Below are 25,428 nucleotides of genomic sequence, written 5' to 3'. Positions count from 1 at the left end.
GGACCGACTATCCTAAGAGAGACGATGAAAATTGGTTAAAGCATACCATAGTAATAAGAAATGGAACTGATGATCTTAGATTCATGTATTGGCATGTAACAATTAATACGTGGAAACCTGTAGAAAGGAAATATTAATTAACAAAATTTATAAATTTTCAACCAAATCAATATTTGATTAATATTAAAACATTTTATTTTTATATTATCTACTTTAGATCCAAAATAAACATATACCCTTTTGGAATGTTATTATAAAATAATATGATTATATATAAAAAGTCTTTTTATTATACTATACAAGGTGCTATAAATTGAGCGACGAAGTCGATATTTCAGTAATGATAGGAGGACCTCAAGGAGGTGGAATAGAGTCCTCTGGCCAAATGTTAGTAAGAACTTTTATGATTAAAGGCTATGATGTTTTTGGTATTAGAGAATATCATAGTAATATAATGGGTGCTCATAGTTATTATAATGTTAGATTTAAAAAAAATAGGCCAAGAAGCGTAAAGTTACCTGTAGATGGCTTAATTGCTTTAGATGCAGAAACTATATTTACGCATTATAATGAAGTTTCGCCTAAAAGTTTTGTAGTTTATGATATTGATATACTAAATACGCCTATGGAAAGAATATCCCCTATGGAGCCTGAGGTTAAAGAAAGGGTAGGGGATGAGCTTAAAAAATTAGGAGTTGAACCTATAGCCTCGGAAGTGATAAAATATCTTTCTAACAATGGAATAAAAACAGTAGGATTACCTCTTAAAAATCTCTTAAAAACGACAGCTGAAAAATTAAAAACAAATGTCGTTTCAGTCGCTAAAACCGTTAATACAATGAGCATAACAGCTTCAGCGGCGTTATTAGGAATTGATGTAGAAACAATAGAGAAATCTATTAACTATTATTTTTATGGTAAAAAATCTGTAATAGATTCTAATGTAATGGCAGCAAAAGTAGCATATGATTATGTAAAGGAAAACTTCGGTATTGGTAACCCCATAGAAGACGGACCCAATAAAAATAAGAGTAGAATGGTTGCAACAGGTAATGATATAGTGGCTATGGGAAAACTTGCAGGAGGGCTAACTTTAGAAACCTATTATCCAATTACTCCTTCTCAAGATGAAGCTTTCTATCTAGGGGAACATAGATACTTTAAGCTAGATGAATGGGCTTCAAAAGAATTAGGAGTTGAAAAGCTAGGGGTATTAGTATTTCAAGCCGAAGATGAACTTGGAGCACTAAATATGGCTATTGGAGGGGCTTTAGCAGGAGCAAGAACAGCAACAACAACAAGTGGTCCAGGATTATCATTAATGAATGAAGCAATCAGTTTTTCTGTTATGGCTGAAGTACCCGTAGTGATAACAGTGTGGATGAGAGCAGGACCAAGTACAGGAGAAGCAACAAGACAAGGACAACAGGATTTACTTCATTCAGTATTTGCAGGTCACGGTGATACGCCAAAAATTGTTATAGCAAGTGGAGATCATATAGAAGCATATTATGATGCTATGAAGTCATTAAATTGGGCTGAAAAATACCAAACGCCAGTTATTCATTTAGTCGACAAATATATTGCTTCCAGCATGATGAGTTTCGATAGAGAAGATGTAGATCCTCAACTAGTCCCGATTGATAGAGGAAAATATATTACCGAAACAAAGAATGAAGACTACAAAAGATATGAGCTAACAGATGATTATATAAGTCCTAGGTCGCCTTTAGGAAAAAGACTTATGTGGGTAAGCAGTCTAACTCACAACGAATATGGTATGGTTACGGAAGATCCTATTACTAGAGAAAAAATGTTATTAAAAATAGCTAAAAAGATAGAAAATGCTGGAAAAGAAATACCTTTAAGCGAAAAGGTATCATTATATGGAGATCAAGATGCAAAGATAACAATAGTTTCATGGGGATCAGCGAAAGGACCAATATTAGATGCAATGGACCTTCTCAGGAAAGATGGTATAAAAACTAGGTTCCTACATATAAGAATGATGTCTCCATTCCCATCAGAATATGTTACAAATATTTTAAATTCATCAGAACTTGTAGTTGATGTAGAAGCTAACGCTCTTTCACAGCTCGCTATGTTAGTTAAAATGAACACAGGATACGATATAAAGAAGAAAATAATTAAATTAACTGGTAGAACCATTATGGAACATGAGGCCTATAATGCATTGAAAATGGTAATTCAAAATAACCAAGATTTGGTGGTGATAAGAGATGGCGCGTAATTGGTCTGATTATAAAACGAATTCTTGGGTGCAATGGTGCCCTGCATGTGGTAACTTTGGTATATTATTAGCAATGCAAAAAGCATTAGCTGAATTGGATTTACCGCCAGAAAAAACATCTATAGTTTCTGGAATAGGTTGCTCTAGTAGAATTCCTTACTATGTAAAAACATCGAATATACATACTTTGCATGGAAGACCGATACCAGTTGCAGAGGGCATAAAATTAGCTAATCCAGAGCAAACGGTAATTGTTGCAAGCGGAGATGGTGATTTGTTAGGTATTGGAGCTGGGCACTTCGTTGCATTGGGAAGAAGAAATATGCAGATTGCAATATTATTGCACGATAATGCCGTCTATGGATTAACAAAAGGTCAAGCAGCACCCACTCTTCCTTTATGGTTAAAAACTAAGGCATTAGATGCACCAAATATACAATCACAAATTAATCCGCTTTTATTAGCCTTTGCAAGCGGATATACTTTTATTGCAAGGGCATATGCCTATCATGTTGATCAATTAAAAGATCTAATAAAATTAGCAATAAATCATAAGGGAACAGCTTTAATAGACATATTGCAACCATGTCCAACATATAATGATATAATGTCAAAAGAATGGTATGAAAAGAGAATATATTATTTAACTTCTGCAGACCCTTCATGGGATCCAAATATTTCTTCACAAGAAGACTTTGATATGAAAGCACCTAAAATATTAGATAAGATGACTGAATGGGGAGAAAAGATACCACTGGGTATATTTTATAGGAACATATCAATTGAACCCCTTGAAACTAGAATAGAAAAAATATTGCCAGGATATTTGCAATATCCACCAGCTAAAAGACCTATTGATATCAAATCAAAGCCAATAGTTCACCCATTTACAGAATTTAAAGACAGAATAGTACAAACATAACGTGAATACGATGAGCTATTTCATTAACATAATTAATTTAGATACAGGAGAAATAATGATTTCAATAGCAGATAAAGAAATAATGGGCAAAAAATTTGAAGATAAAGATATCATAATTGATGTATCTCCAAATTTTTATGGTAATAAATTAATTAACGAGGAAGAGGCTTTAATTTATTTGAAATCCGCTGATATACTTATATTAACAGGAAGCAATATAGTAAACAAAGCAATAAAAGAAGGTCTCGTTAATCCTGATTCCGTTTTAGAAATAAATGGAGTAAAACATGTACAAGTATTTAAGTTTTCATATTGACTTATTAATTTTTCATTTCGTTTATATAATATAGCTTTTATATGTTTTGGTTTTTATTTCTCTCCTGTACAACTAAGCAATGGTGAGTACAATGGGAGATATAGTTGTGCTAATAAAACCAGCGTTAAATCCTGAGATGATAAGATCTTTACCTGACGGTGGAGTAGATTTCGATAACATACCACTAAAACTTTCAGATATAGATAGAAACGCAATTGAAGAAGCAAACAGGCTCAAAGAGGTATTAAAAGGTAAAATATACTCTCTTACGATATCAACTTGGGGCCCAATAAGCAAAAGAGACAAAGATATAAAAATGGCAATACAGGAAGGCTTAGCTAAGGGGGTTGATGAAGCGATATTATTAGAAGATGATTCAATAACGCCTGGAGATCAAGTCACTACGGCATCAGCCATTGTCTCTATTTTAAATAAATTCAATATAAAACCCGATTTAATATTAGCAGGAGAAGCAACAATTGATGGTTTCTCAGGCCAAGTTGCAGGAAGAGTTGCAGCAAAGCTAAACTTGCCATATATCAGCTTTGCTAGGAAGATAGATATCAATGGAAATAAAGTTGTAATTGAAAGAGATTTAGAAGATTATGTAGAAGTTGTCGAAACATCATTGCCAGCAGTAATAAGTGTTACAAGAGAAATAAACTCACCCAAACCTCCAACATTAATACAAATTAGAATGGCATCTAAGAAACCACAGCAAATAGTGAAACTTTCTGATCTAACTGGTGTATCAACTCAAAAGAAAAAATTAGTAGAAGCAAAAGTGTTAGCTGTTAAAAGAAAACAAAGTATGATAGAAGGAAAATCCCTAGATGAGGTTGCCGATAAATTGATAGAAATATTAGAACAAGAGGGAGTGTTGAAACATTAAGGTGATGATTATGGTAGAAGTAATTGTTGTTGTACAAAAGGAATCTGATGGATCTGAACTATTAACTTTAGCTAAAAAAGTGGGAGAACCGGTTGCTTTAACTTATGGAACCAATGAGGCAGAAAGGCTTACAAAATATTTTAATAAAGTTTATAAAATAAAAGAAGACGATCCTGAAAGCATTTTTACCGCCCTTAAGAATCTATACGATAAGTTTAACCCAAAGTTAATAATAGGAATGTCAAGCAAAAATCTTAAAGATGCTTTTTCAAGGCTTGCAGGAATCTATGACCTACCATTCGCCACCGACATATTCGATTTTAATGTTTTAGGTTCAAAAGTTACATATAAGAGAAGTTTCCTAAGCGGTAGAGCAGTTGAGAGCGAAGAAGCACAAATGCCAGTTCTCCTTCTAGCTTTACCTAGAAGAACGCAAAAATCAGAAGGAAATGTAAATGGAAGCATAGAAGAATTAAGTATAGAAAAGAAATCGCAAATTGCAATTAAAGAAAGAAAAGAGAAAGTTAAAGGAGGAGTTAATTTAGAAACAGCAGAGTTTATTGTGAGCGTTGGTAGAGGATTCAAAAACAAAGAGGATCTTAAGCTTGCATTTGAATTAGCTGATCTTGTTGGAGCTCAAATTGGGTGCTCTAGGCCCATAGCAGCAGATCTAAAATGGTTAACCGAAGATCATTGGGTCGGTTTGAGCGGAAAGAAGGTTGCTCCAAAAGTATATCTAATGTTTGGGATAAGTGGGGCACCTCAGCACCTAGCTGGAATTACTGATGCAAAAACAGTTATTGCCATTAATAATGATAAAACTGCACCAATATTTAAGAATGCAGATTATGGAATTGTTGCAGACCTTTATCAATTTATACCCGTATTAATTAAGAAATTAAAAGAAAGACATTAGTATTTTTTAATAATTAAAATATTTTTAATATCTTTTTATTTAATTATTAAAAATACATATTCAAATTTAAGAATACCTGAAATTAATTTTCATTTAGAAAAGGCGATAACAATGCTCAGAAAAGAAATATATTTTATACTAGGGGGTCCCCAAGGAGCCGGACTTGAGACAAGCTCGAGTGTTTTAACCAGTGCATTTACTTCAGAAGGATATGGTGTTATATCTGATAGAGAATATTATTCAAACATAATGGGTAGGCATAGCTACATACATGCAACAGTTTCATCTATAAGAATTCCCAGAAGTTTAACTTATCCGGTAGATATAGTAGGAGCAATGGATGCTGAAACTGTATTTACCCATTTTAATGACCTAAGCAAAGATGGTTTTATTATATATGATTCAGGAACAGAGAACACAAAAATTCAACAAGTAATTAGCATGGAAAAAGAAGTTTATGAAAGAATAATGGAATTCCTTAACAAAAATAACATAAACCAAGATATAAAAAGCCTTGTGAATTATGTAGAGAAAAATACAAAAATAACGCCAATAAAATTAGATTACAGAGGTATCTTAAATACATTAAGAGACAAATTCTCAATTAATTCTGTTGAGGCACAAAAATATAAAAGCAGCATATTAATTGGCGCTGTAGCAGGTTTGACTGATATTGATTCTCAATCCATAGCAACAGGAATTGAGCAAAGATTTAAAGGAAAGCAGAAAATTATAGATGCAAATAAATATATAGCAGATTTTGTAAAAGAAACAATACAAAAGCAATTCGGTAGCCAACTAAAATTAGATCATTCCTCAATAAATATGGACGAATTTATAGTATCAAGTGGAAATGACATAGTTGGAATGGGAAAAATCGTAGGAGGAGTTAGGTATCAATCTTATTATCCAATAACTCCAGCAGCCGATGAATCCGTGTTTTTAGAAGCACATCAAGCGATAAGTGTTAATGGGAAACCAATATCATCAATCGCAGTATTTCAGACTGAGGATGAGATAGCTGCTATTACTTCTGCTATAGGTTCAGCTTTAACTGGGGCTAGAAGTGCGACAGCAACAAGCGGTCCAGGTTATAGTTTAATGGTAGAGGGATTGGGTTGGGCTGGACATAATGAAGTTCCATTAGTAATAACGTATTATCAAAGAGGAGGACCTAGCACAGGTCTCCCAACTAGAGGAAGCCAAAGTGATCTCCTGTTTTCTCTCTATTCAAGCCACGGAGAATTTCCTAGGATAGTTATAGCAAGCGGAGATAATATGGAAGCTTTTTATGATTCTATAGATGCTTTTAACTTTGCAGAAAGATATCAATTACCAGTAATCCATCTTTTAGATAAATTCTTAGCAAACGTCATATCGACTACCCCATTACCTGATTTTAACCAGATAAAGATTGATAGAGGGATGCTTACATTTAATCCCAAAGTTAAAGGAGCCTATAAAAGATATGATTTATCATCACCAATAAATGAGAGACCAGCACTTGGTAGCGGAGTTGTAATGTGGCATACTGGAGATGAACACAACGAATATGGGCATATAAGTGAAGATCCAAATAACAGAAGAGCAATGTATGAAAAAAGAATGAAAAAACTAGAAATAGCCGATAAGGAGATTCCGATTGAGAAGAGAGCCATTTACTATGGTGATGAAAATGCTGACTTCTTATTGATAGGCTGGGGATTTGTTAAAGGTGTAGCATTAGATGCAATAGAAGAATTAAAAGCCCAGGGTTTAAATGGAGCATATCTTCACCTGAAAATGTTTATACCATTCCCATCAAAATACGTCAAAGGAATATTAGATAAGTTCGATAATAACAGAGTAATCGACGTAGAACATAATATAATGGGACAAGCTGCACAAACTATAACAACAAATACAGGATATATAATCAATAAATTTATTTTGAAATATACGGGACGTCCAATTTATAGAATGGAATTAGTAAACGCAGTGAAGAATATTTTAAATAATAAATCTGATAGGGAGGTGTTAACATATGGCGAGTGAAGCAAAATACAAGACTGATGTTTGGGTAGATTGGTGCCCTGCATGTGGTAACTTTGGTATATTATTAGCAATGCAAAAAGCATTAGCTGAATTGGACTTACCGCCAGAAAAGATAGTTGACGTAAGCGGAATAGGCTGCAGCGGAAAAACATCTCATTTCTTATATGCTAATGGAGTTCACGGATTACATGGAAGAGGGATACCATTTGCTGAAGGAATTAAGATCGCAAATCCTGATTTAACAGTTATAGTAAATGCTGGAGATGGCGATTTATTAGGAATAGGAGCCGGACATTTTGTTGCTTTTGGTAGAAGAAACTTAAACATAAAGGTATTTTTACATGATAATCAAGTATACGGATTAACAAAGGGTCAGGCTTCACCGACATTAAAGAAAGGTGAAAAAGTAAAGGCTATGCCAGTTCCAAACATGCAAGACTGGGTAAACCCAATCTCAATAGCACTTGCAAGTGGATTTACTTTTGTGGCAAGAGGCTACGCACTTTGGATTGATGATCTAAAAGAACTTATGAAGGCTGCAATTAAGCATAGAGGAGCTGCTTTATTAGATATATTACAACCATGCCCAACATATAATGATTTATATACACCAGACGTTTATAAAGACAAGCTCTACAAACTAGACTCAGATAAAACATGGGATCCATTTGTTAAAAAAGGAACAAAAGAGGAAATCGAAGAAAAGCTATCTAAAGCTTACATAAAATCTCAAGAATGGGGAGAAAAAATTCCTGTTGGAATTTTCTATGTCAATCCTTTTGTTGAAACATTTGAAGATAGACTCTCCAAACTGAACCCTCTATACTCTGAGATCTCTCCATCAAAACAAAATATCGCAAAAGAAGATGGATCTCCAATAATTGGAATTGAAGATTTTAGAATAGCATTTAGCAATTATATAGTTAAAGTTAAAAATAAAAGATAAACTTTTATTTTTTCCATATTATTTTATTTTGGTGCAATTAAAATGAATGGCGTGATAAAAATTTATTTTCATCCAACTTGCGCGACAAGCCATGAACTTATAGTAAATTTATACAATAAAGGATACTTAGATAAAGTTGAAATCTATAATTTATTAAAGCCATTAGAAAATAGATTTGTTTGGAGTGTACCATGGTTAGTAAAAGATAATGAACCTGTAGGGACAGATCCTATATCTGATGATGAAGTAATTAATATAATAGAAAATAAAGATATCATTATAGAAAATCCAGTAGAATCCTTTATGATGAGCATATTGCATAGCTCATATGCTTCATCTATAGCTATTTTACATAAAGACTTATCGTTACTAATAAACGATTCCTTTATAAAAGCATCGATAAGATATGGCCACTCTAATGTTAATATAAATGATTTAAAAAACGAATTAATAGAAAATAAAGATAAATTGCTCCAAGAATATAGGGACAAAATTAGAAGAGCTCTTTCAGTAAGTTTTGTAAGAGAGCTTTATTGGTCCAAATCGGGGAACATAGATTCAAATGATATAGTAAAATATTCTGATCCAACAATAGTAGGTCTATGGCTATTATCAAAAGGAAGTATAGGAAGAATAGGATTACCAAAGAGACCACTAATATTTAATGATATCGATGTAAAAGAAGTATCTGCGTTTGTCCAAAAAAGAGGTAAAGGATTACTAGAAAAAATAAAAGAAGAACAAGAAAATATATATAATGATAAATTATATTGGGAGATTCTAGAAAGATCCAAAAAAGATTTTTAAGGTAAAGCCTTTGAAAATTTAAGACCTATAGAATTAAGATCACTAATAACTTCATCTATAACACTTGGTTCTGGAGTCTCTACTAATACTTCAATTAGTGCTGTTCCAGGGTCAATCAAAGGAGTGATCCTGTCATGCCTAATATCTATAACATTCAATTTAGCAGCGGCTAATTTTTCTAATACCTTATCTAGCCAACCTGGTAAATCAGGTATTATACCGGTTAGTTTTATTATTCTACCACTTTTAGCTAATTCATAGTTCAAAATATTAGATATCCTTGTTATATCAACGTTTCCACCACTTATTAGAACTACAACATTTTTATTTTCAACATCTATTTTATTTTCTAACACAGCAGCAAGAGATGCAGCCCCTGCACCTTCAGCTAAAGTTTTAGCTCTCTCTAATAGCAAAAACATAGATCTCGCAACCTCAGAATCATTAACTTTAACTATGTCATCAACATATTCTTTTATAAATTCAAAGGTATAGTTTCCAGAACCTTTAACTATAAGCCCATCCATTAATCCTGGTGGAGCTTCTTTTATATTGATTGGCTTTCCTTCCTTTAAGCCTCTAGAATATTTAGCAACATAACTTGGTTCAACACCTATAACCTTTACTTTATTTCCAAGTCTTTTCTTTAATACAATGGCGTTTCCAGAAATTAATCCACCTCCACCTATTGGTATAACAACTATATCTGGTTTTACTGGCATTTGCTGTAGTATTTCATGAGATATTGTACCTTGGCCCGATATAATTTTAAGATCATCATATGCGTGAATTAAATTATATCCTTTTTCCTTGCTTAATTCAACTGCCTTAGACATAGCGTCATCAAAATTCTTTCCATATAAAATAACTTCAGCTCCATATCCTTTTGTTGCATTTATTTTTGCTATAGGTGCAGTTTCAGGCATCACAATGATTGATTTTGTTTTTTGTAGCGTTGCGGCTAGGGCAACGCCTTGAGCATGGTTTCCAGCACTTGCTGCAATAACTCCTTTAAACTTTTCATCTCCTAATGACCATATCTTATAGTACGCACCCCTAATCTTAAATGATCCTGTTTTTTGCAAATTTTCTAATTTTAAAAATATCTTACCTTTCGATAATTCTGAAAATGTTCTACTATAATCTAAAGGTGTTATATGGATTACATCCTTTAATATATCTAATGCTTTTATCGAATCCTGATATACTTGTTCTGAAACGTCCATAAATTTCACCTAGTATTATATTCAATTTTTAAATATTTAACGTTATCATAAAATAACAAGTGGTATTATAGTTTATTTTATAATTTATTATATTTTTTCATTAATAAAAATAGTAATACTTTTTTAAGCAATAGATACAAAAATTAGACTCTTATATTTTTTTAAAATTTTTAAAAACATTTCAACATCTAATTCTTCAATACCATCTAAGCTATATTGGCCCGTTAGTAAAATTTCAACAAACCTTCTTTGCCACAAGTCTCCTAGAACATTATACCAAGACCTTCCTTCAGAATCTTTATTATATCTAAAAAGTAATGGAAGCTTAATAAACTTCCAAAAATATTGTGGTACTATTTGAAGGACTTCTTTTATTTCCTCGTTATCAAATTCGTGGAGCTCATTACTTGCTAATAAAATATTAGTTTTTCCATTAAAAACCTCATTTAAGTTTATTTGCTCTTTCGGCCATAATTTTTGAGATTCACTTATATTTTCTAAGATCTTTTTTTGAATAGTCTTAATAGATTTATCATCGTGTTCCAAAGCTAGAATTACACCCTATGATAAATACCATATATCATAGCATGATCTTTATCAAATGGATCTAGATGAATTATATCTTTTATTTCAAACCCACCTTTTTCCAACTCTTGAGTTTCCATTTTATATATTTCTGTAGGTTCTTTAGTTACATCAATGCTTCTCGATTTTACTGCTAATAGCAAATATCCTCCTTCATTTAAGAAAAATTTTGCATTTCTTACGACTATTTGAGCTTGCTCTGGCTGCGCAACATCAGCATATAGACCATTTACTGTTTCTATCATGTGGCGATAATTTTCAGGGAATCTTGCGTCAGCAAGTATAGGGAAAATATTTCTTCTATCGTTAACTATTAAAAGTAGATCTCTAATAACTCTTGGTGAAAATTCTATGCCAAAGATTACTCCTTCATTACCAATTATATCGCTCATGTGACTTGCTGTTGTGCCGCTTGCTATTCCCAAATACAAAATCTTATCTTTTTCTTTAATAGGTAATTCTTCTAAGCCTTTTAGAAGGGCAGCTGCTAATTTGCTCCTATAAGCATTCCATTCTCTATATTCTACTCCATTATATTGATAGAGTTTTTCTCCATAAACTCTTTGTCCTTTTACTAAATTTTTTGTTGCTAGCTTATATGTTCCATCTTCCTGCTCCACTATATATACGTTTTTCCAATTTTCATGTTCTTTAATTTCCATTTATATCACCTCCAATTTCTTCCATGCTTGAATTTAGATTTCCTACCTTTATTAGACGATTTTTGAAATGATTGTTTAGGCGTTTCTTTCTTTTTTGGAGGAGATGCATATATTTTCTTAATTTCTTCTATTCTTTTTTCAAGTTCTTCTTTAAGTTTATCTCCTATAAATCTTCCACTAAATGCATCTACCTTAGCTGCTATAGCTATTTTGGCTGCTAAAGCTCTTGCAATTTTACCCCTTTGCCATTTAGGACTTTTATAAATTTCAGGATACTGGAATATTATCCCATGTTTAGGTGGTCTACCTCCAGTTTTTAATGCCCTGAATAACGCTTTTTCCGCACCCAAGACTTGTATGGTACTGGCTGGCATTGTAGCTAGTCTTTCTAAGCCTCCGGCTATACTTATTAATCTGGCTCCTAATAATGGACCAACAAGCTCTGTTACATTTGGGGCAACCTCTTTCATGACACTTGTTGCATATAAATCTAAATCCTTTCTTAAATTATACATTTGATTTGTTATTTTTGCAAGAGTTAACATAGCCTCAAGGTCTTTATCAGAGACGTCAGCACCTATACTTTTCTTTGCAGATTCTTCAATTTTTTTGCTTTTATTTTCACTTACTCCCAATTCAACAAGTTTTTCTTTGGTAAAATTATTCCTAGAACCTAACTCTGAAACTAGCATTGCATATAGTTCATGGTCTTCAACTAAATCATTTAACTCGGGAAAATGTACGCTGTACCATTCCCTAAGTCTAGTTGCATAAAGATTAACGCTTTTATCTAAATCATCTATAGCTCTTATTGCTTGCGCTACTAATAAATCACGCTTTTGAGCAGCACCTCTTAGCATTCTTCTTGTAAATTCATAAATTATATTAAAATACCATCCATAAAATTCAGTTTCATCCTTTGTAAATTCATATTTAACAGCTTTTTTACTTAAGTCCTTCCTAAAGTTAATACTTATGGGATTTGCAGGATCTAATACAGCTTTTAATCCATTTTGATTAATTACTTTGGCTTCTGACTCTGATTCAACAACTACTTCATCAGGATTTTTTTCTTTCAACTTGCCTAATAATTTTAAAAAAGTTTGAGATACTTCATTCTTATATATTTTAGTAATTTCATCTATTGCTTCATCATAATTTTTTGGAATAAGTTCATATAAAACAACGTCTCCTTTATCGTCTAATCCATAGCTACCGTTAATCGTGTCGACGATATAAATTCTCAACCCTTCATACCCCTGCTTACTTCACTATTATTGATTACTTATTCATCCTAATAAATTCATAACTAACAACCACATTGAAATTTTTAATAAACTTTAAAAATAGATTTTCTGATAAAGAGAAAGGTTTTATCATTGTTTTTGCATACTTAACTATGCAATTAATTGAAATTTTTAAATTACATCTAATCAATGAGAAAGCATTTTCAATTCTATATAAAATAATATACCTAAAGCTTTTAAATTTTTCAATAAACAATAAACTGGGTGAAAAAATGCCTACACATGGATCTATGACAAAGGCAGGTAAAGTAAGAAAAGCAACCCCAAAAATTGAACCTAAAGGAAAGAAAAATTTGTCTCCTAGAATTAAAAATAGAAAGGAATACATTAAAAGAGTAGAAAAAGCAGAAAAAGCAAGAAGCTAAATTAAAATTTATTTTTGGTGCTTAAATTGAAAAAAAATGAGTTTTATTATGGATATTATGGAGTAGTTGCTGATAAGCTAAAATCCGCCAACGCTATTCCTGGAGATGTTATATCTATAGATGATAATGAATCTCATTACAAAGGTACTCTTATGCCTAAAAACGAATTTTCTAAAGAGGATATAATAGTTATAAAATTAGATAATGGATATAACGTCGGAGTAAAAATAAAAGAGGATACAGAAGTAAAACTTTTAGAAAGAGGTCATTTAACATCTCATCCAGGAGAGCCAGTAAAGCTCATGGAAAATGAGATTGTACCACCTGAAGAAAAAAGGGTACTTATATTAGGAACAGGAGGAACAATAGCAAGCAGGGTTGATTATGAAACCGGTGCAGTGAAACCATATCTAGACCCTAATGAATTAATAGCTGCTGTTCCTGAAGTCTTAAACTACACAAGCATTGATGCTGAGGAAATTTTATCAATATTTAGCGAAGATATGAATCCAAAATACTGGGAAACAATAACATATAACATTTTTAAAAAATTTGACGAATACGATGGAATAATAGTAGCCCATGGTACAGATACAATGGCATATACCGCATCTGCTGTTGCATTTACATTTCATAAAGGTCTTAAAGGTCCTATAGTTTTTACAGGTTCGCAGAGGAGCAGTGACAGACCAAGTAGCGATTCTTCTTTTAATATAATATCTTCTGCAATTGTTGCATCTAAAGCACCTTTTGGAGAGGTCAGCGTTGTGATGCATGGAGAAACTTCTGATTCCTATGCCTTAGCGCATAGAGCCACAAAGGTGAGAAAAATGCACACAAGTAGAAGAGATGCGTTTCAATCAATAAATGATATTCCATTAGCTCGAATTTATCCATTTGATGGCAAGCTAGAAATACTAAATAAAAACTATAAGGAAAAGAGCCCTTTTAATAATCCAGAATTTGGATTTGATGAAAAAGTCGCTCTATTAAAATATTATCCTGGTATGAATAGCGATGTAATTGATTTTTTAATAGACAATAAATATCATGGCATAGTCATAGAAGGTACGGGCTTTGGCCATATTAGCAACAGATTAATTTATTCCTTAGAGAGAGCATATGAATCTGACATCCCTGTTGTAATTACAAGTCAAACGATATTTGGTAGGGTTAACTTAAGTGTTTATAGTACAGGGAGAAAAATGTTACAAGCTGGTGTAATACCTGGGGAAGATATGTTAGCTGAAACAGCTTATGTAAAGCTTTCCTGGGTTTTATCAAGAACAAGAGATAAAGATGAAGTGAGAAGACTAATGCTAACGAATTTAGCAGGAGAGATCAACCCTAGGCATGAACTAAAATTATACCCAAGGTGGTATCATGGATGAAATAAATATTGATTATAATAAATTGGGATTAAAAGTTGGTTTAGAAATACACCAACAATTAAACACTAAAAGTAAATTATTCTGTAATTGTCCTACAGAACTTACTGATGAGCCTGGAGAAGAATTTATAAGAAGATTGAGACCAACAAGAAGTGAAACCGGAGAAGTTGACATCGCTGCGTTATTTGAGTGGAGAAAAAATAGAGCATATAGATACGAAGCTCCACAAAATCATTATTGTCTTGTTGAATCCGATGAAGAACCTCCTCACGAAATTAACAAAGAGGCAGTAATAATTGCATCATCTATTGCGCTTGCACTAAATTCCAACTTGGTTGGAGAAGTCCATACTATGAGAAAAATAGTCATAGATGGCAGCAATACCTCTGGATTTCAGAGAACAGCAATAGTTGCATTAAACGGGTTTTTAGGAGTAAAAGGGAAAAAATATGGAATAGAAACTATAGCTGTAGAAGAAGATGCGGCAAGAAAAATAAAAGAAAGCGGAAAAGAAATAACATATAGATTAGATAGATTAGGTATACCTCTAATAGAAATATCAACTTCTCCAGATATTCATGATCCCCAAGAAGCAAGAGAAGTAGCTTTAGCTATAGGCAGATTATTAAGACTTACAGGAAAAGTAAAAAGAGGATTAGGAACTATTAGGCAGGATTTAAATGTAAGCATTATTGGAGGTGCAAAAACTGAAATAAAAGGTGTACAAAAATTAGATCTAATAGAAAAAATAATTAGCTATGAGGCTCTTAGGCAACTAAATCTTTTAAAATTAAAAGATGAACTAACTAAGAGAGAACTAACTAAAAATAATTTTGATAATATAAATATTGTAGACTTAACAAATATATTTATTAGCACGAAAAGTAAAATAATAAAGAACAAAATAGAATCTGGTGGAAAAGTTTTAGGGATAAAGCTAGAAAAAATGAAAGGTCTGATTGGATTTGAGCTCATGCCTAATAGAAGATTTGGAACAGAGCTTGCAGATTACGCAAGATTCTACGCTGGTATAGAAGGATTATTCCATAGTGATGAGTTACCAAACTATGGAATAACTGAGCAAGAAGTCGAAAAAGCGTATGATTTATTAAAGGCCAATCGCGAATCTGATGCATTTATAATAATTGCAGATGAAGAAACAAAATGCATAAAAGCAATTAACACAATAATAGATCGAATTAAAGTAGCATTTGATGGAGTTCCTGAAGAAACTAGAGGAGCCAATGAAGATGGTACAACGAAATATCTAAGACCAAGACCTGGAAAAGAAAGAATGTATCCTGAAACAGATATAAAACCTCTTTACATTAATTATGATATAATAAAGGAGGCTGAAAAACTTAAACCCGAACCTGTAGAGAAAAAGCTGAAAATGCTTATAGAGAAATATAAATTCAGTCAAGAGCTTGCAGAAAAAGTGATTAATGATATAAATTTAGGTTTTATAGAAGAATTAATTAATAAATACGGCAACAGGGTTCAACCATCATTTATCGCTTCATTATTTGTAAGTATATTCAAAGGGCTTAGGTCTAAAGGTATTGATGTCGACCTGCTAGATGAAAACAAAATAGAAAGCATCGTAAAATTATTAGCTGAAGGAAAAATTGCCAAAGAGGCTGTGGAAGAGATTATTGAGAGGGCAACAAAACAACAAGATAAAAATATTGATGAGATTGTAAATGAGATGGGAATAAAAACAATTAGTATTGAAGAGGCCAAAAAAATAATTGATGAGATTGTAAATTCAAACAAAGATTTGATATTAACTAAAGGTGAGAGATCTATGAGTATTTTAATGGGAAGGGCTATGGAAAAATTAAGAGGTAAAATTGATGGGAAAACAGTATCTGAACTCTTAAAATCTAAAGTAGATAATATTTTAAATAATTCAAAAAAATAATTATTAAAAGGAAAAACATATTTTAAACTCTGTATATTTAGATTACAATTAGAAGGGCCCGTAGCTCAGCTAGGATAGAGCGGCGGACCAGCATAGATGCTGGGTCGAGGCTCCAGACCCGTAGGTCGGGGGTTCGAGTCCCCTCGGGCCCACCACATTTTATAAGGTGTTAAAGCATGGGTAGGACATTCCCTAATAATCCGTTGGTAGGCGTTGGAACATTATTAATTAGAGGTTCTGAAATATTACTTATAAAAAGATTTAATAGTCCAGAAAAAGGAAAATGGGCAATTCCTGGGGGTCATGTGGAACTAGGAGAAAGATTATTAGATGCTGCAAAAAGAGAATTTCTTGAAGAAACTGGTATAGATACAGAGCCTTTAGGTGTTGTTAATGTTGATGAAATTATAACAAGAAATTCATTAAACGAAGTTCTATTTCATTATATATTAGTAACAATTTTAATGAAAGACAACGGGAAAACACCAGTTGCAGGAAGTGATGCTATGGATGCAAAATTCTTTAATATAAGACAAGCTGAATCGCTGGATGATATATCTATCACTACAAAAGGATTAATTAAAAAAATTTTATCTAACAAAATAAATTTAAATATGCCAATTCCAGTTATAACTTCATCACCATACTAAAATATTATACATAGCTATCTACAAAGAAGGTTGTAACTTCTATGGTCTTAAATATTTCAATACTTTGTAAGTGATCATTCAGAACAATAAGAATATATTTCTGCTACATAATGAACTATCTTTCCTAGTCCATAATAGTCTGTATATACATAGTAAGCATCTTTGTCTAATGACAACAAATTATATCTATTATTTAAATCTTTTAATATAATTAATTGTATACCGTATTTTTCCTCTTTATTTGAAATTTTAACTTCTCCATTCATACCATTTAATAATAGAAATATCCCTTTGCTTTCTAATGATATAGCTGTTCCTTTTTTAATAATATATTCTTGATTAACATAAATTACCTTCTTCTTATTACGATTAATTTTACAAGCATCTATCCATTCTGAACCAGCAATTTTATAGTATTGTATGGGCGGCTCAGAATCAACAACTTCTGAATTAACAACTACAGAACCTATGCCAAGGGTATATCTAATTTTTTTATTTAAATCAATAATTACTATAGATGGTTGAGTTATTAAAAAACCTTCATTGTAAACAACCCAATTTATAAATTCTTTCATTTCATTATATTCTAGTTTTGCTATTTCGGATATGTCTATAGCATAATAATTGTTGTCAATTCTTGGCATTTTTTCTCCCAATACCATAAATATCGCAGAGCGTATTATGCTTTTAATAACTTAATTCAAAAATCGCATTGCAATTCTTTAATTGGAAAAATTGATTAATATTTATAACTTGTAAAATTAATGAGAAAAAAGGAGAGGTTGAGGCTTACGGGTCTACTAAGCTATAAGGGCTTTAAGCTAGTTTTATCAGTTACGCTAGCTCTGATAACGTATGCAGTAGGATTAAGCTTAGCTATAGCTTTGAAAGGCCCAATATATTTACCAATAATAGCAGCATTAGTTGTGGGTTTTTTGACCTACAAATCATCTGACGCTGCATCAAAGGAACTAATGTACTATATAAATAATTTATATCAAAAAATAAATGAAATAAATAGCGAATATGATATCGAATTAACACAGGATAATGATGAGGAAAAAGAACTTATAAGCAATGACGAGGAAAATCTATTTATGGTTCATAACTTAATTAAAAGTATTACAAAAGAAATCAATAAAGATGTAAAAGAAGTTATCATGGAAATATATAGAGGTGATTTGGCTATGATCTACCCAGAAATTAATATCCTAGATAATGATAACGATATTAGCAATGATCTTTCATACAATTATCCTCAGGAAGGGTCAACTGCGGATTATCTAAATGGAAATTTAATTATCAGGATGAGATATGAGGATTTTGATAATTTATTATCAAGCCTTAAAAAAGGAGATGGAGAAATAGCAGTATTTTCTAATTTAAACGAATTAAGATCATTGTATAATATCACTAAAATAATTACAAAAGCCACATTAGAAGAAGATTCCGATGAACTCGTTTCGTACATAACCTATAAAGCCATAATATCGTTAAAAAGGAAAGGGGCAATAAATATATCAGATAATATAATCGACGAAATACCGTTTGAAAGCAAAGAACTAAGAAAAAAGATCAAAGAGCAAATAAAAGAAGAGAGAGGAGCACTTTATTAAGGTGTATTTAATGGTTTTTTGTTCATCCGTACCATATCACATAACAGCAGTTTTTATACCAAAAATAAATAATAACCCTTTAACATCGGGCTCTATAGGAGTAGGTATAAGTGTTGAACCTAGATTAAAGTTATGTGTCGGTTCAGAAATAGCCTATAACGAAAATAAAGAAGCAGAAGAAATCCCAATAACTGCTAAAAACGTATTTAATAGATTTAATATTGACGAAAAATATATCTTAAATATGCCTCTTCCTATAAAAATTGGCTATGCAAGCAGCGCTTCTTCAACAATAGCAACTGAACTAATTAGTTTCCTTTACGGTAAAACTAGCTATATGAAGGCATTACAAGATGCCCATAATATTGAGGTTGAAAACTCTACAGGTCTAGGAGATGTATTGGCTATTTCATGTGGAATTGGAATTGTTTTAAGAAAAAAGGAAGGTGCTCCAGGAATAGGCGAAGTAGATTGTATTTCCTTTCCAAAAGACGTATCCATTGTTACAGTAGAATTTGGCGCAATGAATACAAAAGATCTTTTAATAAGTTATGATAAAACCATCCAAACAGAATCACAAAAAGTTTTAGATAAAATCTTAGAAGATTTTTCATTCGAGACGTTTTCCTATGAAATAAAAAGATTTACTGATAATGTCGGAAAAATTAAGTTACTTAACAAAGGAGATGAGGTCATAAAAACCCCAGGATTAATAAGTTATTATATGAAAAAAATGATGATTGTTTTGTTAATAGAAAGCAATAAAATAGAGGACGCACTAAAATATCTTAGAGATAAAAACTTAAATTTAAGAATTTTGAAACCTTCATCTCATGGACCGGAGGCATGGATAACATGAATATAGATGAAATACCTAAAACTCACCCGAGATATAAGTCTTTGGTTACAAGAGAAAAGCTAGTAGAGTTTTTTAACAAAGGTATTGTAGTCGCACATGGACTCGTTGCCCAAGGTAGAGGGGAAGCCTTTGATTATATCTTGGGAGAAAAATCTCATGATTTTGCGTTAGAAGCTGAAAAAGTTAGTGTGGCATATTTGTTGATATCAAATTTTCCAATAATATCAGTAAATGGCAATTACGCTGCATTGGCAGGAGAAGATGTGGTAAAACTATCAAATAGTCTTAATATTCCAATAGAGGTAAATTTATTCCATAGATCCGAAGAAAGAATAAGGAAAATCGAGAGCTATCTTAAAGATTTAGGTGCAAGACATGTTATGGGTAGCGAATGCAAAAAAGTAAAACTATCAAACCTAGAAGGGCCGAGAGGAATAGTATGTGAAGATGGAATTTATAAAGCTGATTTTGTTTTATTAGCCATAGAAGATGGAGATAGAACTCAAGCACTTAGAAATCTAGGCAAAAAAGTAGCGGCAATTGATCTAAATCCATTTAGCAGAACAGCTCAATCAGCCCACATAACAATTGTAGACGAGGCTGAAAGAGCTACAAAAAACATGATAAAAATATCGGATGAACTTATGCAATTAGGTAAATGTGATCTACTAAAAATAACTGAGAGCTATGATAATAAGTCTATATTATCAAAAGCGTTTAATAAAATGCTTGTAAATTTAAAAGATGCTTATGATAAAGGTATGTTAATCAATTTTTAATTTATTTTAGCTTTATTAGAAAATTAGAAACAAGATTATATTTTTTATTTTTACATATTAATTGTGAAAAAGATGGAAATTGCAGCAATTATTTTAGCCGGCGGCAAATCAACAAGGTTCGCTGAAGATAAACTAATATATTTATATAATAACAAACCTATAATAAGTTATCCTATTAGTGAATCAAAAAAGATTACTGAAAATATTTTTATTGTAACAAATGAACTTGAATATGAGAAAATAAAAGACCTAGATAATGTTAAGTTTATTTTTGATGACCAGTCTTTAAACTGCAAGGGTTCAGCTAGAGGTATTGCTACTGCTTTAGAAAAAATAGAATCAAATTATTATTTAATAATGCCTGGAGACATACCATGGATTAATAGTATTGCATTAAACAACCTAATAGAATACTCTATGAGAACCGAACTCTTAGTGTCACCTATAATTTATACTGGCATTGTTTCTCCATTATTTATGTCTGTACCCAAGAAGTACTCTAAAAAAATTATTGAGCTATGCAATGATTATTCTATTTTAGCGTCTAGACCGAGTAACTTTATTAGGGGAAACGAGTCATTACTTATAGGATCGTATCATCTTATCAATAACCCTAAAGTTTTTTATGATGTAGATACCAAGCATGATTTAAATTTAAATTCAAAAGGATTGCCTAGGAAAATAATTCACCTTAAATCATACGAAAATTTTATTGAGGCAATTAAAAATTTTAAAAACGGAAATATTAATGAAGCCCTTAAAAATTTTATAACAGAATCGAAAATATATAAAAAAAATAAACTATATTCTTTAGAGCTTTCTACCTTAATTGATGCATTTATAATAAACAAATCTGAATTAATTCAAAAAAGAATAAATTGGCTCAGGAAAAAAATAGGTAGGAATCCAAAAGAAATTTAATATAATTATGAAATAAGAAAGCTTATTTTTAAAACTATTCACAATTAAATGGGGATATATAATGAAATCGGCCAAGGATGAAATATTTGAGATATTAAAGAAACTTACATATGATGTGGGAATTTCTGGTTATGAGGATAATATAAGAGGCATGGTTATAGACGAACTTGAAAATTATGCTGACAGCCTAGAAGTAGATTCGCTAGGAAATGTCATAGCAGTCAAAAAAGGATCTAAATCTTCAAAAAAGCTGATGATAGCAGCTCATATGGATGAAATAGGATTAATGATAAGTTACATAGATGAAAGAGGATTTTTGAAATTTGCTCCAGTTGGAGGGATAACAGAAAGAACTTTATTAGGGCAAAAAGTAAAAATCATTACAAAAGACAATAAAATTATAAAAGGTGTTATAGGTTTAAAGCCTCCTCATATCATGAAACCAGAAGAAGCTAAGCAAGTTCCTGATTTTTCAGATTTATATATTGATATAGGATTTTTTAGTAAAGATGAAGTTTTAAAAAATGGTATAGATATAGGAAGCATAGTATCATTCGATAGAGAACTAGAAAGGATTGGTAATGGAGATATTGTTACTGGGAAATCATTAGATGATAGAGCTGGTTTAGCAGCTATGATTCAAGCATTTAAAAACATTGATAATAATGAAGTTAATATATATGCTGTTGCAACGGTTCAAGAAGAAGTTGGCCTAAAAGGAGCAAAGGTTTCAGCATTTAGAGTTGAACCAGATATAGCTATTGCTTTAGACGTGACCATAGCTAGCGATGTCCCTTCAATACCAGAAGGTAGTTGGGTATGTAAATTAAATCAAGGACCTGCGATAAAGTTAATTGATGGACAAAAAGGCACAGGTCTAATAGCGAATAAAAAATTAGTGGATTTTGTTACAAATGTTGCTAATAAATACAATGTACCGTATCAACTTGAAGTATTAACTGGGGGAACAACTGATGCTTCAGCAATGAATCTTAATAAAGAAGGAGTTCCGTCAATTGCCATTTCTATACCTGCAAGATATATACATTCTCCAGTTGAAGTTGTTTCCCTCAACGATTTAGAAAATACTTCTATCTTAGCAACAAAAGTCGCAAAAGAAATGAATGAAAAAACAATATTAAATTTAATTAATCAAAAAATAAAATAATCATAAATAAAAATATAAATTCACTAAATACTTAAATAATGGGTGATAACTAATGAAAATTAAAGGAATTATAAGCGATCTTGATGGAACTCTTGCAGATACAAAAAATTTACATTTTGAAGCTTGGAAAAAAACTGCCGAAAAATTTGGAGTAAAAGTTGATTTAAAAATTAACAACCTAGAAAAATTTTGGGGATTAAAGGATTTAGATTTTTTAATAAAATATACAAAAGAATTAAACATAAAGTTAGATAGTAACATGATTAAACATATACTTTCACTAAAAAGTCAAGAATATCAGCAACTAGCTAGGTCTATTAAACCTGATAAATGTCTTGAAAATTTTTTAAGTCTAATAAGTAAATATAAATTAAAATTTGCAATAGTAACATCAAGCATGAAAAATGATGCAAGGGCTGTATTAGAAGCCCTAAATATAAAGTATGATCTCCTTATAAGCAGTGATGATGTAAAAAACGTTAAACCTGATCCAGAACCAATAATTTTAGCTATTGAAAAATTAGGATTAAAAAAAGAAGAAATAATAGGACTAGGAGATAGTATATATGATATAATAGCATATAAGAAAGCAGGACTAGATAAAATATTCCTCATAAACCAAGATTATGCAGATGCGATCAAAATACATTCATTATGTGATATCTCAAATTTGTTGTTTAAAGAATTGATTTCATAATTATTTTTGAGTTTCTCGTTGATCTAATTTCATGCAGAGCTTCTGCAGCTAATTTCATAGCATCCCTTGCTTTACTTGCTAACGCAATACCTGCTTTTAAATCATCAATAGAAATCATCTTTGAAACTAAATCTTCATAGTTCTTATTTGGTAAAAGAACTAATATATTATCGCCTCCCAAATATTGAGCTAATCCTCCATTTTCCTGAGCAATATAATTAATCTTTTCCAATATTTGTATTATTTTTGTATAGGTTCTGAAGGTACCTATTTTTTGAGTTATTGGAGTTAACCCATTTAGATCTATATGGCTAACAATAACATATTCTTTACCTGATCCAAAATGACCTACTTTACCTGGTTCAACCTTAGCTATATGAGACCAAGCATTAGTTTCAGACTCCAATGGCGTATTTCCTAAATCACTTGATAGCCTAACAGCAACTGGAGATAACGATGATGTAACTTCCAATATATCTTTTTCATTATCTTCAGTTAAATTGCTTGATACTATGATCATATAATCATATCTTAATGGTAATACAAATCCTCCAAACTTTGTCGCTATTCTTTGTGTTTCTTGATAAATCTTTGCTTGTGTTTCCTGAATTTTCCACTCTCTATCTGTGCCTATAGTTTCAGTCCATTCTCTATAACCTATTTGTTCAATTACAGATATTCTTATCATCTTTTATTCCCTATAATACTTTTACTCTATGTTTAAAAATTTTCCTTCATATTTTAATGAGCTTAATTTTATAGATCTTAATGAAAGCTTAATAGCTGCTTCTACTGCTCTTCTAGAATATTCTTCCGCCCTCTCCATAGCTTGCATTCTAGATGCTCCAGGTCCAATTATACCTAATGCAACTGGCTTATCATATTTCTGGCTTAAATCCAATAAAACTCTAGCTGCTTGATTTGCAACCAGTTCATCATGTTTTGTTTCTCCTTGAATTACTGCACCTAATACAACAACAGCATCAATGTATTCAAGTTTTAATAACTTTGATACAGCAAATGGAGAGTCGAAGACTCCAGGAACTTTAAAAACTATTGGCACTTCTGCATTCAAAAATTTTGCATGGCTTAGAGCCTTTTCTTCCATGATTTTTGTAATATCATAGTTAAATTCTGATACAACTAATCCTATTTTAACGCTCAACTATTTCACCACAATATTTTTTATAAATAGTCACTTATAAATACTATAATAATAAATGTTAATAAAATCAATAATCATAAGCCATTAATCTTTTTCTAAAAAATTGGTTGCGTTTTATCAAAAATTTAATGCTTTCATCAAGAGGTTCATTATATGGTACTTCATATTTTAAAAAAACCCCTGTTCTTCCTAATTCTTTTCTCCTTGATAAAACTCTTTCTCTTTCCATTACTGTTTCTATCTTAACGTTTAATATTCTTGATACCTCTGACTCTCTATCAAATATATGATATTCTAAATGGCCTCTTTCTGTAGGAATTATTAATTTTAAGCTCTTATTTACGCCGGGAACTCTTTTATCTTTTAAAATATCATCTTTATTTATTTGCCCTCCCCAATAATAAAATTCTATTTCATTTGAATTTAATTTTGCTAACGGAAAACTTATAACTTCTTTAAAATTACTATCCAAATAAACATACGCCTTTGGTGCATAATTTGGCGTGGCTTGAATTATTTCTTTTTTAAAAATGCTATAACCGTTTTTTTCTAAAATATACTCTAATTTATAAGGTTGTATTAAATCTAATATCATAACATCTATATCACTTGATTCCTTAACATCGCCTCTAGCAACACTACCAATAACTACAATAGAATTACTTATACCTTGCAAAGAAGAAATTATATTTAGAGCTCTCTTTCTTTTATTTTTATATATTTTCCATCTTGTATCATCATAAATTATTTCTTGCCCAGCATTTTCTAAATCATTGTCAATATAGCCAAAATTATTAACCATAATTTACACCTTTAAGTATAAATTAAAATTGCCTTGTTCAGTTTTAAATAAATATTATTTATGATTTCATTTATTTTCAATACTGCCATCATCTTACATCTAATAATTAAAGAAATTTTAACATTTAAAAAGATTTTTATTGCTATGATTGGGGTTTGGGCTTCATTGAATTTTCATAAATTTGTATTTAATTCTCAGCCCTTGGGCTTCACCAGGGTCACGGGATA

27 protein-coding genes and 1 tRNA gene are annotated in these 25,428 nt (G+C 31.3%); 20 read left to right on the top strand and 8 right to left on the bottom strand.

The genetic code is table 11. The annotated features are described in order from the left end of the window. From ACP5GV_RS06630 to ACP5GV_RS06590, 9 genes are all read left to right on the top strand, one after another. On the top strand, positions 1 to 137 hold a 137-nt coding region (locus ACP5GV_RS06630), incomplete at its 5' end, for a hypothetical protein (protein ID WP_428069487.1). Positions 138 to 313: 176 nt separating this feature from the next. Further along, positions 314 to 2,251 (top strand): 2-oxoacid:ferredoxin oxidoreductase subunit alpha, encoded by a 1,938-nt coding sequence (locus ACP5GV_RS06625; protein ID WP_292319168.1) that lies wholly within the window; start codon positions 314 to 316, stop codon positions 2,249 to 2,251. Further along, positions 2,241 to 3,173, top strand: a complete 933-nt coding sequence (locus ACP5GV_RS06620) for a 2-oxoacid:ferredoxin oxidoreductase subunit beta (RefSeq protein ID WP_292319169.1) — start codon at positions 2,241 to 2,243, stop codon at positions 3,171 to 3,173. The genes ACP5GV_RS06625 and ACP5GV_RS06620 overlap by 11 nt, the downstream gene beginning before the upstream one ends. Before the next feature lie 10 nt (positions 3,174 to 3,183). Next, positions 3,184 to 3,489, top strand: a complete 306-nt coding sequence (locus ACP5GV_RS06615) for a DUF424 domain-containing protein (protein WP_292319170.1) — start codon at positions 3,184 to 3,186, stop codon at positions 3,487 to 3,489. Positions 3,490 to 3,580: 91 nt separating this feature from the next. Continuing rightward, entirely contained in the window at positions 3,581 to 4,381 is an 801-nt protein-coding gene (locus ACP5GV_RS06610; protein WP_428069444.1) for an electron transfer flavoprotein subunit beta/FixA family protein, read from the top strand. Between the two features lie 10 nt (positions 4,382 to 4,391). Then, positions 4,392 to 5,297 carry an electron transfer flavoprotein subunit alpha/FixB family protein gene (locus tag ACP5GV_RS06605; protein ID WP_428069446.1) on the top strand — a complete coding sequence of 302 codons (906 nt, stop codon included), beginning with the start codon at positions 4,392 to 4,394 and terminating at the stop codon, positions 5,295 to 5,297. Positions 5,298 to 5,408: 111 nt separating this feature from the next. Continuing rightward, complete coding sequence (locus tag ACP5GV_RS06600) at positions 5,409 to 7,331, top strand: 2-oxoacid:ferredoxin oxidoreductase subunit alpha (protein WP_292319173.1); 1,923 nt, start codon at positions 5,409 to 5,411, stop codon at positions 7,329 to 7,331. Then, positions 7,321 to 8,277, top strand: a complete 957-nt coding sequence (locus ACP5GV_RS06595; protein WP_428069448.1) for a 2-oxoacid:ferredoxin oxidoreductase subunit beta — start codon at positions 7,321 to 7,323, stop codon at positions 8,275 to 8,277. The genes ACP5GV_RS06600 and ACP5GV_RS06595 overlap by 11 nt, the downstream gene beginning before the upstream one ends. 42 nt (positions 8,278 to 8,319) lie before the next feature. Further along, the gene (locus tag ACP5GV_RS06590; RefSeq protein ID WP_428102964.1) at positions 8,320 to 9,084 is read left to right on the top strand and encodes a hypothetical protein; all 765 of its coding nucleotides are present in this window, start codon (positions 8,320 to 8,322) and stop codon (positions 9,082 to 9,084) included. Here ACP5GV_RS06590 and ilvA read toward each other — a convergent pair. The 4 genes from ilvA to ACP5GV_RS06570 all read right to left on the bottom strand — a co-directional run bounded on the left by ilvA (position 9,081) and on the right by ACP5GV_RS06570 (position 12,804). Further along, the gene (ilvA, locus tag ACP5GV_RS06585) at positions 9,081 to 10,310 is read right to left on the bottom strand and encodes a threonine ammonia-lyase (RefSeq protein ID WP_428090391.1); all 1,230 of its coding nucleotides are present in this window, start codon (positions 10,308 to 10,310) and stop codon (positions 9,081 to 9,083) included. The two genes, ACP5GV_RS06590 and ilvA, sit on opposite strands and share 4 nt — an antisense overlap. Before the next feature lie 123 nt (positions 10,311 to 10,433). After that, positions 10,434 to 10,856, bottom strand: a complete 423-nt coding sequence (locus ACP5GV_RS06580; protein WP_428069453.1) for a DUF61 family protein — start codon at positions 10,854 to 10,856, stop codon at positions 10,434 to 10,436. A gap of 8 nt (positions 10,857 to 10,864) precedes the next feature. Beyond that, entirely contained in the window at positions 10,865 to 11,557 is a 693-nt protein-coding gene (locus ACP5GV_RS06575; RefSeq protein ID WP_428069455.1) for a fibrillarin-like rRNA/tRNA 2'-O-methyltransferase, read from the bottom strand. Positions 11,558 to 11,562: 5 nt separating this feature from the next. Beyond that, positions 11,563 to 12,804, bottom strand: coding sequence for a C/D box methylation guide ribonucleoprotein complex aNOP56 subunit (locus ACP5GV_RS06570; RefSeq protein WP_428069457.1), 1,242 nt, complete (start codon positions 12,802 to 12,804; stop codon positions 11,563 to 11,565). 272 nt (positions 12,805 to 13,076) lie between these two features. On the opposite strand from ACP5GV_RS06570, the gene ACP5GV_RS06565 reads away from it, so the two are divergent. The 5 genes from ACP5GV_RS06565 (at position 13,077) to ACP5GV_RS06545 (ending at position 17,194) form a co-directional block, all read left to right on the top strand. After that, positions 13,077 to 13,229: a 30S ribosomal protein S30e gene (locus tag ACP5GV_RS06565; RefSeq protein ID WP_292319180.1), complete on the top strand. Its 153-nt coding sequence runs from the start codon at positions 13,077 to 13,079 to the stop codon at positions 13,227 to 13,229. A 17-nt stretch (positions 13,230 to 13,246) separates the two neighbouring features. Further along, the gene (gene gatD, locus ACP5GV_RS06560) at positions 13,247 to 14,620 is read left to right on the top strand and encodes a Glu-tRNA(Gln) amidotransferase subunit GatD (RefSeq protein WP_428102962.1); all 1,374 of its coding nucleotides are present in this window, start codon (positions 13,247 to 13,249) and stop codon (positions 14,618 to 14,620) included. Next, positions 14,613 to 16,544, top strand: a complete 1,932-nt coding sequence (gatE, locus tag ACP5GV_RS06555) for a Glu-tRNA(Gln) amidotransferase subunit GatE (protein ID WP_428069459.1) — start codon at positions 14,613 to 14,615, stop codon at positions 16,542 to 16,544. The genes gatD and gatE overlap by 8 nt, the downstream gene beginning before the upstream one ends. 54 nt (positions 16,545 to 16,598) lie before the next feature. Then, positions 16,599 to 16,699, top strand: a tRNA-Trp gene (locus ACP5GV_RS06550). A 21-nt stretch (positions 16,700 to 16,720) separates the two neighbouring features. Further along, positions 16,721 to 17,194: an NUDIX hydrolase gene (locus tag ACP5GV_RS06545; RefSeq protein ID WP_428069461.1), complete on the top strand. Its 474-nt coding sequence runs from the start codon at positions 16,721 to 16,723 to the stop codon at positions 17,192 to 17,194. A gap of 74 nt (positions 17,195 to 17,268) precedes the next feature. Here the strand turns inward: ACP5GV_RS06545 and ACP5GV_RS06540 are convergent, their stop codons facing one another. Continuing rightward, positions 17,269 to 17,838 carry a hypothetical protein gene (locus ACP5GV_RS06540; protein ID WP_428069463.1) on the bottom strand — a complete coding sequence of 190 codons (570 nt, stop codon included), beginning with the start codon at positions 17,836 to 17,838 and terminating at the stop codon, positions 17,269 to 17,271. A gap of 120 nt (positions 17,839 to 17,958) precedes the next feature. Here ACP5GV_RS06540 and ACP5GV_RS06535 point away from each other — a divergent pair, with 120 nt between their 5' ends. The 6 genes from ACP5GV_RS06535 to ACP5GV_RS06510 all read left to right on the top strand — a co-directional run bounded on the left by ACP5GV_RS06535 (position 17,959) and on the right by ACP5GV_RS06510 (position 23,234). Next, positions 17,959 to 18,810: a hypothetical protein gene (locus ACP5GV_RS06535; protein ID WP_428090400.1), complete on the top strand. Its 852-nt coding sequence runs from the start codon at positions 17,959 to 17,961 to the stop codon at positions 18,808 to 18,810. A 10-nt stretch (positions 18,811 to 18,820) separates the two neighbouring features. After that, complete coding sequence (locus ACP5GV_RS06530) at positions 18,821 to 19,669, top strand: pantoate kinase (protein ID WP_428090403.1); 849 nt, start codon at positions 18,821 to 18,823, stop codon at positions 19,667 to 19,669. Further along, positions 19,657 to 20,448, top strand: coding sequence for a phosphopantothenate/pantothenate synthetase (locus tag ACP5GV_RS06525; protein WP_428102959.1), 792 nt, complete (start codon positions 19,657 to 19,659; stop codon positions 20,446 to 20,448). Before ACP5GV_RS06530 ends, ACP5GV_RS06525 begins: the two co-directional genes overlap by 13 nt. A 72-nt stretch (positions 20,449 to 20,520) precedes the next feature. Continuing rightward, positions 20,521 to 21,369, top strand: a complete 849-nt coding sequence (gene mobA / locus ACP5GV_RS06520; RefSeq protein WP_428102957.1) for a molybdenum cofactor guanylyltransferase — start codon at positions 20,521 to 20,523, stop codon at positions 21,367 to 21,369. 61 nt (positions 21,370 to 21,430) lie between these two features. Next, the gene (locus ACP5GV_RS06515; protein ID WP_428102955.1) at positions 21,431 to 22,537 is read left to right on the top strand and encodes a M42 family metallopeptidase; all 1,107 of its coding nucleotides are present in this window, start codon (positions 21,431 to 21,433) and stop codon (positions 22,535 to 22,537) included. 52 nt (positions 22,538 to 22,589) lie between these two features. Further along, the gene (locus tag ACP5GV_RS06510; protein ID WP_428102952.1) at positions 22,590 to 23,234 is read left to right on the top strand and encodes an HAD family hydrolase; all 645 of its coding nucleotides are present in this window, start codon (positions 22,590 to 22,592) and stop codon (positions 23,232 to 23,234) included. Here the strand turns inward: ACP5GV_RS06510 and ACP5GV_RS06505 are convergent. From ACP5GV_RS06505 to ACP5GV_RS06495, 3 genes are all read right to left on the bottom strand, one after another. Next, entirely contained in the window at positions 23,215 to 23,922 is a 708-nt protein-coding gene (locus ACP5GV_RS06505; protein ID WP_292319190.1) for a GTP cyclohydrolase IIa, read from the bottom strand. The genes ACP5GV_RS06510 and ACP5GV_RS06505 overlap by 20 nt on opposite strands. 21 nt (positions 23,923 to 23,943) lie before the next feature. Beyond that, entirely contained in the window at positions 23,944 to 24,399 is a 456-nt protein-coding gene (gene ribH / locus ACP5GV_RS06500) for a 6,7-dimethyl-8-ribityllumazine synthase (RefSeq protein ID WP_428102950.1), read from the bottom strand. A 67-nt stretch (positions 24,400 to 24,466) separates the two neighbouring features. Next, a complete protein-coding gene (locus tag ACP5GV_RS06495) occupies positions 24,467 to 25,201 on the bottom strand; it encodes a nucleotidyltransferase domain-containing protein (RefSeq protein ID WP_428069477.1) in 735 nt (244 codons plus the stop codon). Between the last annotated feature and the right edge of the window lie 227 nt (positions 25,202 to 25,428).

It is taken from the genome of Caldisphaera sp., from assembly GCF_049974385.1.
Taxonomy (GTDB): Archaea; Thermoproteota; Thermoprotei_A; order Sulfolobales; family Acidilobaceae; genus Caldisphaera.
This window is presented reverse-complemented; position numbering and strand designations above follow the sequence as displayed.